Source organism: Niallia sp. HCP3S3_B10, assembly GCF_052064465.1.
Lineage (GTDB): Bacteria > Bacillota > Bacilli > Bacillales > Cytobacillaceae > Niallia > Niallia hominis.
Genome location: NZ_JBQHVO010000055.1, coordinates 1 through 14,383 on the forward strand (window position 1 = coordinate 1; position 14,383 = coordinate 14,383).

The following is a 14,383-nucleotide window of genomic DNA, read 5'->3' on the forward strand; positions in this document are numbered from 1 at the left end:
TAGGATTGGTTGTGGTGACTTAATTCTACCAAGAGAAGGTCTTCCTTTTTACATGGAAATTTTCATTTACACAAAATATTTTATACTCTCACAATCTTCTCCCTTTTGCTGCATAGAATAAAAGAAGAAAAAAAATATTGTTTAATTCTAGTAAACTTAAGATTATGTCAAAGGAGAAATGCACTTGATTATTATTATCCTAGCTTCTTACTTAATCGGTTCTTTTCCAACTGCCTTAATTATCGGCAAGGTTTTTTATGGTATAGACATTCGTAAACATGGCAGTTTTAACCCAGGAGCTACTAATTCTATTCGCGTGTTAGGCAAAAAAGCTGGGATTGCCGTTTTACTACTTGATGTCGGAAAAGGAGCGCTAGCCACATGCTTACCATACTTGCTAATGGTAGATATAAATCCGTTATACACTGGATTAGTCGCTGTCATTGGTCATTGCTTTCCAATTTTCGCTAGATTCCGTGGTGGAAAAGCAATTGCAACTACAGCAGGGACCCTTCTCGTTGCCAATCCAGCTTTGTTTTTCATTACCTATTTTGCATTCTTCGCTGTTATTTTTATAACAAAATATGTATTCTTGGGTAGTATTTCAGTAGGAATAATCATTTTTTTATATGCGCTATTATCTCCTACCATCCAACATGACTGGCTCTTTTTCTTGTTTTTAATACTATTAATCTTTTTACATCGCTCTAATATTCTTAATTTTATTCATCATCAAGAACCTAAAATTAATGATAAAAACATAAAAAAGGATCGAATTAACCCGAAGAAAATAGGCTGATTCCCCTTAATTGGACAAGCTTTTCAGGAAATTGTTGATTACGGACTTTTCCTGGGAAATACTGTCGAATGAATGGAAATCAAAATAAAGAAGTTGCTCTTTTAAGAGTTGCTCCTTTATTTTGATTTTGGAGGTTGTGGAGGGAAGTGCTGGGATGGGGATGGTGGTTTGGCTGATTTATCGCTAGTTCGGCTGATTCCCTTCCTACTTTGGCTGATTTATCGCTGGTTTGGCTGATTTCCCTCCTACTTTGGCTGATTTATCGTTGGGTTGGCTGATTTCCACGTTCGACTAGAATATATACCACTATCCAAGCTAGTTTTGCCATCCTCCCCCTCTTTTCCCATTAAAAAAGCTGCCAGCAAAGTCGTTTTCAACATTTGCTGACAGCTAAAGGGGAGATAGATCCCCTTCTTATCTTTTATTCATTTCTTCGACTAATAATTTATTAACCATTTGTGGATTTGCTTGTCCCTTTGTCGCTTTCATCAATTGACCAACAAGAAACCCAATTGCTTTTTGTTTTCCATTTTTAAAGTCTTCAATGGATTGAGGATTGTTATCCAATACTTCGCCGATGATTTTCAGCAATGCACCTTCATCAGAGATTTGCACTAGCCCTTTCTCTTTAACAATCGCTTCCGCATCTCCGCCATTTTCAATCAACTCTTTAAAAACTTGTTTTGCAATCTTACTGGAGATTGTTCCATTTCCAATGAGCTTTATCATACCAGCAAGATTTTCTGGAGTTAGCTTTACTTCTGCTAGCTCCTTTTGCTCTGCGTTTAAATAGGCAGAAACATCGCCCATTACCCAGTTAGAAGCAAGCTTTGGCTCCGCTCCATTTGCAACAGTGCCTTCAAAGAAATCAGCCATTTCCTTCGTAACGGTTAATACTTTCGCATCGTACTCTGGTAAGCCCCATTCTTCCATATAACGCTTTTGTCTTGCATCTGGTAATTCTGGAATTTCCGCACGAATTCTTGCTTTCCAATCTTCGTCGATATACAAATCTGTTAAATCTGGTTCGGGGAAATAACGATAATCATCTGAACCTTCTTTAACACGCATTAGCAATGTTGTACTTGTTGCTTCATCAAAGCGGCGTGTTTCTTGATTAATGACACCACCTGAAGAAACAACCTCTCTTTGTCGTTGTTCTTCATACTCTAATCCTTTGCGAACAAAGTTAAAGGAGTTTAAGTTTTTCAGCTCCGTTTTTGTTCCAAATTCCTCTTGTCCTACAGGACGAATCGAAATGTTGGCATCACAGCGCAAAGAACCTTCTTCCATTTTACAATCAGATACGCCTGTATATTGAATGATGGATTTCAATTTTTCCAAGTAAGCATATGCTTCATTTGGTGTACGAATATCTGGCTCAGAAACGATTTCAATTAATGGCGTTCCTTGACGGTTGAAGTCCACTAATGAATATCCTTTCTCATGATTCAGTTTTCCTGCATCCTCTTCTAAATGCACACGGGTAATCCCAATTTTTTTCTTATAGCCATCTACTTCAATTTCAATCCAGCCATGCTCTCCAATCGGTTTATCGAATTGTGAGATTTGATAAGCTTTTGGATTATCTGGATAAAAATAGTTTTTACGGTCAAATTTCGTCTCCGTCGCTATTTCACAGTTTAATGCCATAGACGCTTTCATGCCATATTCTACAGCTTTTTTATTTAAAACAGGTAGTACGCCAGGATAGCCTAAATCGACTACTGTCGTATTTGTATTCGGCTCAGCACCGAAGTGATTGGGACTTGCTGAGAATATTTTTGATTGTGTTTTTAACTCTACATGGACCTCTAGCCCAATGACTGTTTCAAATTCCATCTTTTTCACCCCTTACAGCGTTGGTTTTTGTTTATGATAATCTGTAGCTTGTTCAAACGCATAAGCCACTTTATATACAGATGCTTCATCAAAGTGTTTACCGATAATTTGTAAACCAAGTGGCAAACCGTTAGAGAAGCCGCAAGGAACCGATATACCTGGTACGCCAGCTAAGTTCACTGGAATCGTTAATATATCGTTTGCATACATCGTTAATGGATCATCCACATTTTCTCCTAACTTAAAGGCTGGTGTTGGAGTAGTTGGTCCAATAATAACATCATACTTTTCAAATACATCTTCGAAATCTTTTTTAATTAATGTACGTACTTTTTGTGCTTTTTTATAATAAGCATCATAATAGCCAGAGCTTAAAGCAAAGGTTCCAAGCATAATTCTGCGCTTCACTTCATCGCCAAATCCTTCTGCACGTGAACGCTTATACAGATCGATTAATGTTTCCACATTATCCGCACGATAACCATATCGTACCCCATCAAAACGAGAAAGGTTTGCAGATGCTTCTGAAGAAGATAATAAATAATATGTAGCAAGGGCATATTTACTATGTGGCAAGGAAACTTCTTCCCATGTTGCGCCTAATTTTTCTAATACCTTTAATGCATCTAAAACAGATTGGCGAACTGTTTCGTTTACTCCTTCTGCTAGATACTCTTTCGGCACAGCTATTTTCATGCCCTTAATATCTCCCGTTAGGCCTTTCGTAAAATCAGGAACCTCTACATTTGCCGAAGTAGAATCCATTGGATCTAAACCAGAAATAGCATTAAGCAAGAAAGCATTGTCTTCTACCGTACGTGTAATTGGTCCAATTTGATCAAGTGAGGATGCGAACGCAACGAGACCAAAGCGAGAAATTCTTCCATATGTAGGTTTTAAGCCGACAACCCCACAGAAAGCTGCTGGTTGACGAATGGAGCCACCAGTATCTGATCCAAGGGAAAATAGTACTTCACCCGCTGCAACCGATGCAGCAGATCCACCTGATGATCCACCAGGAACTGTTTCAAGATTCCATGGATTTTTCGTTTTTTGGTAATAGGAATTTTCCGTGGAAGATCCCATAGCAAATTCATCCATGTTTAGCTTTCCGATTGTTATAGCTCCAGCTGCTTGCAGCTTGTCCATAACTGTTGCATTATAAATCGGTTGGAAATTCTCTAAGATTTTACTCGAACAAGTTGTTCTTAAATCCTTCGTAACAATATTATCCTTTATCCCAATCGGCATTCCGAATAGGCTCCCGGAATGTTCCCCATTTACAAGCTTGCTATCTAGTACGCTAGCTTGTGATAAAGCATTTTCTTCATCTAATGTTAAAAATGCTTGTACTTTCCCATCTACGTCTTTTATGCGATTATACGATTCTTTTACTAAATCTGTAACAGATATCTCTTTCTTATGTAATAGTTCCTGTAAATCCGTCATCTTTTGATCAAAAAGACTCATATGATTTCCCCTCCTTACTCAATGATAGATGGCACTTTAATTTGTCCATCCTGATGGTCTGGCGCATTGCGTAAAACTTCCTCAACAGGTAAGCCCTTTGTTGGTACATCTTCACGTAATACATTTTTCATATCTAATACATGGGAAGTTGGTTCAATTCCCTCTGTGTCTAATTCATTTAGTTCTTCTGCAAAAGAAATAATAGCATCCAATTGCTTTTGAAAATGCTCTGCTTCCTCATCCGATATCGCAAGTCTAGCTAGATTCGCAACATGCTTTACTTCTTCCTTTGTAATTCTTGACATATATATGTCACCTCCATCGTTATACGTACAATACAATAATCTGATAATAGCAAACAAATCATTAGGAAAGCAACCGAAAGTAAGATTATATCTTGTAAGAAAGCCGTTTCTTTATAAATGATTGTTTTTCCTTGAAAAATGTTTATCCATATTAAATGTACATAGTCTTTACAATTATACCATTTTGATTTAGTTGGTCGCTCCGTTCATTTCTATTTTAAAGTAAAAATAGAGGGACCTCCCTCTTTTTATCGGTTATTCTCCAGCGAGGAAAGGAGTGGCTCATACATCATTAACGCATGATTTTCTGTAATATACTCTTCCTCCAATAATACACCTCTTCTATTAAATTTTTTTCGATAAATTTGATTATGGCGAATATAGCCGCCGAAATAGGCTGGTGTGATTTGATGCTCCTTTTCAAACACTTCATAATGAGATAAACTAGGTGCTGCCCCTAGCCATTCCCCTTTTAAATGGGTATCTGTTACTTCTAAGCATAATTGAAAAGTAGTATCTGTTTCATTTTTGATTTGTAGGTCTAAATAATTGTAGGAACAAGTCGCGCCACTACCGAATGGCTGTGTTCGGTTGGAATCAGGGAAAACATCATAACTATGGCGATGCCTTTCCACCACTGTTAACGGAGTATGTAATGTCATCCAATAAATCAGATTAGAAAGCTGGCACAGCCCTCCTCCAACTCCAGTACGATAGCTCCCAGAATACAGAACCATCCCGTCTACAAAACCCTTTTTATAAGTGGGCTTGCCTATTGTTCTCCAATAAGAAAAGGTTTCTCCTGGTTCTATGACTATCAAATTTATTTTTGAAACCGCCACTTTTAAATTAATAATTTTGTTATACTGCAGCCTCATATCAACATCCTTTAATTCTCTTAGTAGCATTGTTTTATGGGTAAAATAAGAATGGGGTAGTAATGCCTTTTGCTTTTTCTTTGCATAGTGTTTTCTCGCTATCATCCATTGCATATATCTCTTTGTGGTATAATATTTTTTCCCGAAATAAAGACGTAGGGCTGACCTTTTTTTGGGTCTTAACGCTGTAATATTCATAAATACGCTCTCCATTTTTTCCCTTTTCTCCTTTATTTCGCTAACTATTTCGTAAATCCTTCTTTTTTCTAAGAGGGTTGTTAAGCAGTAAAAATCCCTTATACCCGAGACAGAAATTGCTTTATTTTTCTCATTCTTGGCAAATAGATAGGAAATTCACGCAAAATCCGATACAATAGTTAATATTTAGAAGACTAAAAAGCTAGGTGACGAACAATGAATGAATTAGACTCTTTAAAATTAGAAAACCAACTTTGTTTTCTTTTATATGCAAGTTCACGGGAATTAACGAAAAAATATAAGCCCTTGTTAGAGGAGCTAGATGTAACCTATCCACAATACCTAGTTCTTTTACTTCTATGGGAGCATAAAAGTCTTAGTGTGAAGGAAATGGGAAATTACTTATACCTCGATTCTGGTACACTAACGCCAATGCTTAAGAGAATGGAACAGCAACAATTACTCCAACGTAAGCGATCCCTTGAGGATGAGCGTTCCGTACTCATTACCTTAACGGACAAAGGAGCTTCTCTACAGCAAAAAGCAGCATGTATTCCAACCGAAGTTTTCAAGCTTTTTGGAAAATCAGACGAAGAAATCACTGAATTAAAGCAATCACTATTAAAGCTTTTGCAAAACCTCACGTAATGCACCATGATTTAAAATAGGATAGACATAAAGAGAGCAGATAAAAGTTTAGGTACTTTCATCTGCTCTCTTTTTATGCTTCTATTAAGCTGTAACCACTTCTAATTGAACATCAATATTTCCTCTAGTTGCTTTAGAGTATGGGCAGAAGTTATGCGCTTTGTGTACAAGCTCCTCTAAAACATCCTTTTCAATTCCAGTTCCTTTTACAGATAATTTTACAGCTAATTTAAATCCTTGATCTGTTTCATCCTTTAGTAAGCTAACACTAGCTGTTGTTTCAGAGTCAAAGTTTACTTTTTCTCTTTGTGCCATTAATTGTAATGCACCATCAAAACATGCCGAATATCCAGCTGCAAATAATTGCTCAGGGTTTGTCGCATCCTCCAATTCCTTTGCTCTTTGAGTTCCTGGCATCGCTGTATCAAATTGAATAACATAGTCTTCTGACTCTACTCGACCTTCTCTTCCACCAGTTGCTGTAACAGATGTTGTAAGAATTGTATCGCTCATGATTATTCCTCCAATAATTTATTATTTTCCACATATACATTGTACGCAATATAATTTCACAAAACAAATATTTTGCACTTTCTTTTCATATTTACCCTTTTCAAAAAAAGTAAACATGCCTACAACAATTATTTTAAACAAAAAAGCCCAAAAAGATTTCTCCTTTTGAGCCCTTTTCTTACTTACTAAACCATTTTCCAATAGTCGTAAATAATCCCTTTTTCTGACTATCTTGCGAAGATTCCTCTTCTACTGTATCGTTTGTTTGTTCCCCGATATAAATATCTTCTTTATTAATCGCATGATCATAAGCAATTAATAAGCCAATTTCACTATCTGCCTCTTTATTGGTTACAATCGTGTATTCCATTTTGGCTTGATTAGCTTCCTTAATATATTTCGATAAGTATGAATAGTCTAAATGACCATTTAAATATAACTTCGCACCTGTATTCTTTTTCATCGCATCAAGTATTTCTTTGTAGGGCGATGGTTCAATTACTTGGGATTGATTTAGTGCAATCACAACTCTTTCTCTTAGAGTACCAAGAAATTTTCTTCGTTCCTCTGGCTTTGTTTCCTTTGCCCCATACATTCCCTTTTGCATATAATCATCTAAGTTAGGGTTTGATGACATGTTCACAACTCCTTCAAATAGATTCCTTTTCTCATACTATACTCTACTCTGCTGATAAAAAACCTTGTACCTTTTTGAAATTTTTTTGTCATGATACAAAAAGAGAGAGTTAGGCATCAGTTATTCCACTTTTCAAGGGAAGCATGATGATTAACTCTCTGACATTATCCTCTTAACCTTCAGTAAGTACACCGTTAGCTTATAAAATTCGAGGAAGAAGGTGTTCAACTAACCATAAACGTGAGATCAAGAGTTCCCATTTATGGAAGTATCCCTTTATTGATAAATATGAATAAATGGTTCTTCTGCATCAACATCACGAACAATTAATGCTTCAGGGCCATATACGGAGGTAATGCTAACCTGCACAGAAGAGGTATTATTTGGCGGAAAATGTTCCATAACCTTCCCTGCAACAAATTGAGTGAAGCCGAGTGCTTCTGCTTCTCCATAAAACTGAATCGGAATCTCAATGCTTAAATTCTGCATTTCATCATTCACATAGAAAGCTCTTCCGACAACTCCATTAAAGTTAGGAAAATAATTTTCAATGTCCTGCTTAAAATAAGAAAATGCATCCGCTTCTGACTTATATTGCGTATCTGAGCTTGGGAATAAAATATATTTTTCATTAATCTCTTCCCAGTCCCCTATACTTTTGCTATCACCTGCAACCTTAGCATATGAAATAAAGTTTCCAGGAACAACAGAGGAGCTTTCTTTCTGCTCAAAAAGAGAAATAATGATTGGAACCTTTTCAAGTCCTTCCACTTCTCTAATTCTTTTTACTACCTCTATTGCCATTTTTTTCCCTTCTTTTTCAAGCTTTGTTCGATCTATTTTCAGTTCTTTTGCCGCTCCCTTTTCTACATAGGAATAGACTGAATTCATAGCCAAACCAATTGAAATTCCACCAAGCTTTAAACTATTATCATCGGTTTTCACTAAATAATCATGTTCGAGGATATGAGCTAAATAAATGGGCTCTTTGCCATTTTCCTCGCCAGCTGGATTTAACCCCTTTGCATTCTTGCTAGACTTTCTCCCAAGCCAATTGGTGATTAAACTGCTATCTAAATACTGGCCTTCTTGGAAAAAGTATTGTTCTGGATCATATGCATTTTGTGCAATTCGCATTAATCCTGTTTCAAATTCAGCAATGTCATAGCGGGTATTTAAATTATTTACAACCAATCCCCTTGCTTCAGAAGCTTTGAATGGAACAACTACCTTATAATAATCGTCAGAGATTTTATAATTTGGTATAATCGCTGTTTCTGTTGTATTACTATCTACGTCTTCTGTCTTTACTTCTTCTTCTTTATTAAAGTTAGGTGCACAAGCTGATAGGACTATTATTAGTCCAAGCACCATCATTACGTGTTTTTTCATTCAGCAAACACACCTTTGTTCTTCAATTCTTCCATAAGTTTTTCCTCATCCCATACTTCAAGACCTAACTGTTCCGCTTTTGTTAATTTACTTCCTGCATCATTTCCTGCAATGACTAAATCTGTTTTCTTGCTGACACTTCCTGTTATTTTACCACCTAATAATTCAATTTGTTCTTTAGCTTCATTACGAGAAAGTTGTTCTAACTTTCCTGTTAAAACAATGGTTTTTCCAGCAAATACGGAATCAGCATCTTCTGTCGTTACTGGTAATGGACCCGTATATTCCATGTTAACACCATAGGTTTTAAGTTCATTGATTAATTCCAGCACTTCTTCCTGTTCAAAAAAAGTGACAATGGAGTCAGCCATTTTTTCGCCAATTTCATTAATAGCCGTTAACTCTTCTTTTGATGCTTTAACAAGCTGGTCCATATGTTTGAATTCCATTGCAATTGTTTTCGCTGCTTTTGCTCCCACATGTCTAATTCCTAAGCCAAACAACAGCCTCTCAAGGGAATTTTGCTTTGAAGCTTCTATTGCTTGCAATAAATTATTCACAGACTTTTCGCCCATTCTTTCTAATTGAATGAGTTGCTCATAATCTAATGTGTATAAGTCCGCAACATCTTCAATTAGTTTTTCAGAAAATAATTGGCTCACTACTCGCTCACCAAGCCCGTCAATATTCATAGCATTTCTAGAAACAAAGTGAATTAAGCCTTCCCTAATTTGCGCAGGACATTTTGGATTAATACAGCGCAATGCTACTTCTTCCTCTAATCGAACAAGTTCACTATTACATTCAGGACAATGAGTAGGCATTAGAAATTCTTCTTCTTCACCGGTTCTTTTTTCCACTAAAACATTCACTACTTCTGGAATAATATCACCAGCTTTTTTGACAACAACCATATCGCCGAGTCTAATATCTTTTTCCCGTATTAAGTCCTCATTATGTAGTGATGCTCTTTTCACCGTTGTTCCAGCAACCTTTACGGGTTCTAATACAGCAGTTGGCGTCACAACACCTGTTCTCCCTACATTCAGTTCAATGGCAAGAAGCTTTGTCATTACTTCCTCTGCGGGAAATTTGTATGCTATCGCCCATCTCGGACTTTTTGCAGTTGTTCCAAGCTGCTCTTGCTGAGCTAAACCGTCTACTTTTATTACAATACCATCTATTTCATAGGGCAAGTGTGGACGTTTTTCCTGCCAGCCTTCAATATACTGTAAAACATCCTCAATTGTTTGACATTTTTTTCTTTCTTTGTTTGTTTTGAATCCAAGTGTATCGAGTAAATCCAGTCCTTCACTATGGGATTGAACACCAGTCTGACCAACATCCCCAATGGCATAAAGGAAGATATCCAAGTTTCGAGATGCCGCAATGCGCGGATCTAATTGACGTAAAGAACCAGCTGCAGCATTTCTAGGATTGGCAAATGGATCTTCCCCATTTTCATCCTTTATTTTATTAAGTGCCTCGAAGGATTTTTTCGGCATAAATGCTTCGCCACGAACCTCTAAACTGACCGGTTGATTTAAACGTAGGGGAATAGAACGAATCGTTTTCAGATTCGCCGTAATATCCTCTCCAGTTGTTCCATCTCCTCGCGTTGCTCCTTGTTCAAATAAGCCATTCTCATATCGAAGGGAAACAGCAAGCCCATCTATCTTTAATTCACAGACGTATGAAAAGTCTTCCCCAATAGCCGCACGAACCTTTCGATCAAAATCGCGTAAATCCGCCTCATTAAATGCATTCCCTAAGCTCAGCATCGGTTTTTGATGCTGAACCTTTGAGAACATATCCAGTATTTCTCCGCCAATTCGCTGTGATGGAGAATCATTTGTTCTTAAGCTCGGAAATTGTTCTTCCAAACGGATTAATTCATTTAATAATGCGTCATATTCCGCATCAGGAACAGAAGGATTGTCCAGAACATAATATTCATACCCATACTGATTTAATAAATTATGCAGTTCTTTAACTCGCTTCTCTGCAAGAGTTTGTTCCATATATCCTTTTCCTTTCCTTATCCTTTTTGAATCGGTGCAAATTTAGCTAATAGTCGTTTAATGCCTACTGGGCTTGGAAAAGCAATGTCTAGCTCTTTTGAATCGCCTTCCCCTTTAACACTAACAACCGTCCCAGTACCCCATTTACCATGGACTGCTTTATCGCCTACACTCCATCCGATTCCTTCTCCACCTGTTGCGACTGTAGCAGGACGGATAACTGCCTTTCTCGTTGGCTGCTGTTGGGAATAAGAAGTTCGAGAGCCGCTTTGTGCTGGTGACATTCTTTGTCTATTCGAAACAGGATTCACACCTTCAAGCAAATCTTCCGGAATTTCTTTTACAAACCGAGAAGGTGGATTCATATTGGTACGTCCAAATAAAGTTCTCATCTGGGCATTTGTTAAATACAATTGCTTCTCTGCCCGTGTAATTCCTACGTATGCAAGACGGCGTTCCTCTTCCATCTCTCCTTCTTCCATTAATGAACGAGAATGTGGGAAAACTCCTTCTTCCAAACCAATTAAGAAAACAATTGGGAATTCTAAACCTTTTGCAGAGTGCAATGTCATTAAAACAACAGAATCTGCTTGTTTTCCATCATCATCCAATTTATCAATGTCGGCAACCAATGCTAAATCTGTTAGGAAAGCAATTAATGATTTATCGTCATTAGCATCTTCAAAGTTTTTCGACACAGACATAAATTCTTCTATGTTTTCTAATCTACTTTGAGCTTCAATGGACTTTTCCGCTTTTAACATGTCTACATAGCCGGATTTATCAATAACTTCTTCGACAAGTTCTGTCACAGATAAATATTCCTGCATTCTTGTATAATTTTGAATTAAATCACGGAATTCACTTGCAGCCTTCGTAATCTTTGGACTTAAGCCAATTAATTCAACGGCCTCTAATGCTTGATACATGGACATATCATGCATTGCTGCGAAATTAGCGATTTTATCAACTGAACTAGAGCCAATTCCACGCTTTGGAACGTTAATGACCCGTTGGAAGCTAATATCGTCATCCGGATTTGCAATCAGACGAAGATAAGCAAGTGTATCTTTAATTTCCTTTCGATCGTAGAACTTTATACCTCCAACAATCGAATATTCAATATTTGACTTAAGAAGCATTTCCTCCATTACACGTGATTGTGCGTTTGTTCGATAAAGGATAGCTATATCCGATAAGTTAAGAGATGTTTCTCTTCTTAATTCTTGAATTTTCCCAATAACAAATTGCGCTTCCCCTTGCTCACTATCAGCTCGGTAATAGTATATCTTGTTGCCATCTTCATTTTCTGTCCATAAATTTTTATCTTTACGACCAGAATTATTGGCAATGACCTGATTCGCGGCTTGCAGAATTCGTTTTGTGGAACGATAGTTTTGTTCCAGCATTACTACTTTTGCATTTGGATAATCCTTTTCAAAAGAAAGGATGTTGGATATATCTGCACCACGCCATGCATAAATAGACTGATCAGAGTCCCCAACTACACAGAGATTGCGGAATCGGCTTGCTAAAAGTTTTACTAGCATATATTGTGATCTATTCGGTTGCGATAGGTAAGACTTTGAAGTAATCTCCATCTTTTCCCCCGCTTAGCACCGTACGTGAGACTTTCACCTCATACGGCGCCCCATCAACTACTAGCTCGTTACATTATCAATTACACAGTTTCCCACTTTTTTACGAAGAGTGTTAACTTTACTCAGTTGTTCTTCATTAAGATTCAGTACATTAAGATACTTATTAATGGTGTTTTCTTTTACCGCATGGATTAACTTATGAATTTCCTTACATATAAATATAAGGTTTCGATAAGCGTCTGTTCCGCCTAAATTTCTTGGCTTCTTATGATGAAGTTCCATTTCCCCAATAATTAAGTCTTTACCAGTTATTGCACATTTACCTAACTGTGCAATGTACTTGGAGAGTCGATTGTCATTGTATTCCATACTCTCCGATTTTATTGGGTTTTCCATCAAATAATGTACCATGAATGGCGATACAGCTTCTTGGCTATTATGAACCAAGATTCGACCACTTTCGGTATAAGAGTTTTTCTCCTGAGTAAAGTTCAAAGGGCTTTTGTGTTTCACCCCATCTATCGGGAATAAAATCATGCCACATGCAAAGAATTTCTTTTTATTAAGATAATCTTTATATGCTTTTTGAAAGAATGGTGTGATAACTCCCTTTGAACTCTTTGCTTTTTTAAGCTTGTTATACAGGATTCGTTTGACTGAGTAAGAAATTTCACTGAAATCCTTTGTCGTATGTGTCGCATACCGATAATAATTGTGAATTCCCAAGATAGTTGAGTTAAATTTAGTTACTTCAGCCTTATTCGGTTTTCTTCGAATAAATTCAGCTTTTGTTTTTATTTTCTCAATTACCTTGCGTCGTGATTTATCTGTCATATGCGATTTAACAACACGCTTTTTGCCTTTTGGTACTACTTTGAACTTAAACCCTAGAAACTCAGAATAGTTCTTACGTAAATTGACTACTCTCGATTTCTCATTGCTGATTTCAAGGCCTAATCTTTCCTTTAACCACTGCTTAGAAGATTCAAATATAATAAATGCGGTTTTGTGGTCTCGACAAAAGATTTTAAAGTCATCTGCATATCTTACAATAAACATTTCCTTTAACTTGGTATACCTTTTAAGGGTGGCGTATTTTACCGTTTGGTCAAACCGCTGTTTTCCACCAATTACACGTATCTTTGTGTAATCCTTTCTCGTCTTAATTGTTTCCCACTGATTACTTATCCACCAGTCGAATTCATTCAATACTACATTTGAAAGTAACGGAGAAAGAATTCCTCCCTGTGGAGTTCCCTTAGTAGGTTTCCCAATTCCTTTAACCTCAGCTTTGAGCATCTTACTTATAATCGAAAGAATACGTTTATCCCTAATTCCAATCGTCCATAGTTGTTTAAGCAACTTCCCATGATCAACGTTATCGAAGAAACCTTTAATATCAACATCTACTACATAATGTAGTTTGTTTTTGTTTGCTAATGTTACAGCCCTTGAATATGCGTGGATTTGACTCCGATGAGGTCTGAATCCATAGCTATGTTTATGAAAGCGAGCCTCGCATATAGGTTCAAGAACTTGTAATAGGCATTGTTGAATAAGTCTATCTTCAATAGTAGGAATTCCTAAAGGACGAATGCCGCCATTTGGCTTTTGGATTTCCTTACGTTTCACTTTATGAGGTTTATAATCATCTAGGCGTTTTTTAACATATTGTACAAGCATATCAGGGCTTCTAAGTCCGATTTCGAATATAGTGTTTTGATTCACTCCCGCTGTCTTACTTCCCTTGTTTTTCTTGATGTTACGAAAAGCAAGTTTAACATTTGCAGGGTGTAGAACTAATTCATATAACTTATTAAAAGTTTTTCCTTCCGAACTTAGCTGATATAACTGGTCAAACATGTCTTGTGTGTTGTAATACTCATTGTTTCTCAGCTTTTGACTTTTTAACTTCTTCGGCTTCGCATGGGTTTCAGTCAATTACTCATCTCTTTACATTCCCAAATTGGGTTTGTAATTTCAGCTTTCATTTCTCTTAGTCATACTCGAACCTGAAATTTCTGTTTTAATAATGTCGTCTTCTAACAGTTGACTAATGGCTATCCCTCCACTGTTTGT

At 36.9% G+C, this 14,383-nt stretch carries 11 protein-coding genes and 1 pseudogene; 2 read left to right on the plus strand and 10 right to left on the minus strand.

The window, feature by feature from the left end; translation table 11 throughout:
• The first annotated feature begins 178 nt into the window (after positions 1-178).
• Complete coding sequence (gene plsY, locus ACTNDN_RS19180) at positions 179-799, plus strand: glycerol-3-phosphate 1-O-acyltransferase PlsY (RefSeq protein ID WP_031538072.1); 621 nt, start codon at positions 179-181, stop codon at positions 797-799.
• A gap of 414 nt (positions 800-1,213) precedes the next feature.
• Here plsY and gatB read toward each other — a convergent pair whose 3' ends face one another.
• The 4 genes from gatB to ACTNDN_RS19200 all read right to left on the minus strand — a co-directional run bounded on the left by gatB (position 1,214) and on the right by ACTNDN_RS19200 (position 5,492).
• Complete coding sequence (gatB, locus tag ACTNDN_RS19185) at positions 1,214-2,641, minus strand: Asp-tRNA(Asn)/Glu-tRNA(Gln) amidotransferase subunit GatB (protein ID WP_031538074.1); 1,428 nt, start codon at positions 2,639-2,641, stop codon at positions 1,214-1,216.
• Positions 2,642-2,653: 12 nt separating this feature from the next.
• On the minus strand, positions 2,654-4,111 hold the full coding sequence (gatA, locus tag ACTNDN_RS19190) for an Asp-tRNA(Asn)/Glu-tRNA(Gln) amidotransferase subunit GatA (RefSeq protein WP_031538076.1): 1,458 nt from the start codon (positions 4,109-4,111) through the stop codon (positions 2,654-2,656).
• A gap of 14 nt (positions 4,112-4,125) precedes the next feature.
• Entirely contained in the window at positions 4,126-4,416 is a 291-nt protein-coding gene (gatC, locus tag ACTNDN_RS19195) for an Asp-tRNA(Asn)/Glu-tRNA(Gln) amidotransferase subunit GatC (RefSeq protein ID WP_031538078.1), read from the minus strand.
• A gap of 248 nt (positions 4,417-4,664) precedes the next feature.
• On the minus strand, positions 4,665-5,492 hold the full coding sequence (locus ACTNDN_RS19200; protein ID WP_031538080.1) for a VanW family protein: 828 nt from the start codon (positions 5,490-5,492) through the stop codon (positions 4,665-4,667).
• Positions 5,493-5,708: 216 nt separating this feature from the next.
• Between ACTNDN_RS19200 and ACTNDN_RS19205 the strand changes: the two genes are divergently transcribed.
• Positions 5,709-6,140 carry a MarR family winged helix-turn-helix transcriptional regulator gene (locus tag ACTNDN_RS19205; RefSeq protein ID WP_031538081.1) on the plus strand — a complete coding sequence of 144 codons (432 nt, stop codon included), beginning with the start codon at positions 5,709-5,711 and terminating at the stop codon, positions 6,138-6,140.
• Positions 6,141-6,224: 84 nt separating this feature from the next.
• Here ACTNDN_RS19205 and ACTNDN_RS19210 read toward each other — a convergent pair whose 3' ends face one another.
• The 6 genes and pseudogenes from ACTNDN_RS19210 to ltrA form a co-directional block, all read right to left on the minus strand.
• Complete coding sequence (locus ACTNDN_RS19210; protein WP_031538082.1) at positions 6,225-6,653, minus strand: organic hydroperoxide resistance protein; 429 nt, start codon at positions 6,651-6,653, stop codon at positions 6,225-6,227.
• A gap of 178 nt (positions 6,654-6,831) precedes the next feature.
• Positions 6,832-7,290: a YueI family protein gene (locus ACTNDN_RS19215; RefSeq protein WP_031538084.1), complete on the minus strand. Its 459-nt coding sequence runs from the start codon at positions 7,288-7,290 to the stop codon at positions 6,832-6,834.
• A gap of 276 nt (positions 7,291-7,566) precedes the next feature.
• Positions 7,567-8,682 (minus strand): CamS family sex pheromone protein, encoded by a 1,116-nt coding sequence (locus tag ACTNDN_RS19220; RefSeq protein WP_441131828.1) that lies wholly within the window; start codon positions 8,680-8,682, stop codon positions 7,567-7,569.
• A complete protein-coding gene (ligA, locus tag ACTNDN_RS19225) occupies positions 8,679-10,703 on the minus strand; it encodes an NAD-dependent DNA ligase LigA (RefSeq protein WP_441131829.1) in 2,025 nt (674 codons plus the stop codon). The genes ACTNDN_RS19220 and ligA overlap by 4 nt, the downstream gene beginning before the upstream one ends.
• A 17-nt stretch (positions 10,704-10,720) precedes the next feature.
• A pseudogene (locus ACTNDN_RS19230) lies at positions 10,721-12,268 on the minus strand (3'-5' exonuclease); the annotation flags it as partial.
• Positions 12,269-12,364: 96 nt separating this feature from the next.
• Positions 12,365-14,245 carry a group II intron reverse transcriptase/maturase gene (gene ltrA / locus ACTNDN_RS19235; RefSeq protein WP_031538089.1) on the minus strand — a complete coding sequence of 627 codons (1,881 nt, stop codon included), beginning with the start codon at positions 14,243-14,245 and terminating at the stop codon, positions 12,365-12,367.
• Positions 14,246-14,383 lie beyond the last annotated feature (138 nt).

Excerpts from the sequence above, each read along its gene's own strand:
- ACTNDN_RS19215 (WP_031538084.1), bottom strand. The coding sequence starts at position 7,290 with ATGTCATCAAACCCTAACTTAGATGATTATATGCAAAAGGGAATGTAT.
- ligA (WP_441131829.1), bottom strand. The coding sequence starts at position 10,703 with ATGGAACAAACTCTTGCAGAGAAGCGAGTTAAAGAACTGCATAATTTA.
- gatC (WP_031538078.1), bottom strand. The coding sequence starts at position 4,416 with ATGTCAAGAATTACAAAGGAAGAAGTAAAGCATGTTGCGAATCTAGCT.
- ACTNDN_RS19210 (WP_031538082.1), bottom strand. The coding sequence starts at position 6,653 with ATGAGCGATACAATTCTTACAACATCTGTTACAGCAACTGGTGGAAGA.
- plsY (WP_031538072.1), top strand. The coding sequence starts at position 179 with ATGCACTTGATTATTATTATCCTAGCTTCTTACTTAATCGGTTCTTTT.
- ACTNDN_RS19200 (WP_031538080.1), bottom strand. The coding sequence starts at position 5,492 with ATGAATATTACAGCGTTAAGACCCAAAAAAAGGTCAGCCCTACGTCTT.
- gatB (WP_031538074.1), bottom strand. The coding sequence starts at position 2,641 with ATGGAATTTGAAACAGTCATTGGGCTAGAGGTCCATGTAGAGTTAAAA.
- ACTNDN_RS19205 (WP_031538081.1), top strand. The coding sequence starts at position 5,709 with ATGAATGAATTAGACTCTTTAAAATTAGAAAACCAACTTTGTTTTCTT.
- ACTNDN_RS19220 (WP_441131828.1), bottom strand. The coding sequence starts at position 8,682 with ATGAAAAAACACGTAATGATGGTGCTTGGACTAATAATAGTCCTATCA.
- gatA (WP_031538076.1), bottom strand. The coding sequence starts at position 4,111 with ATGAGTCTTTTTGATCAAAAGATGACGGATTTACAGGAACTATTACAT.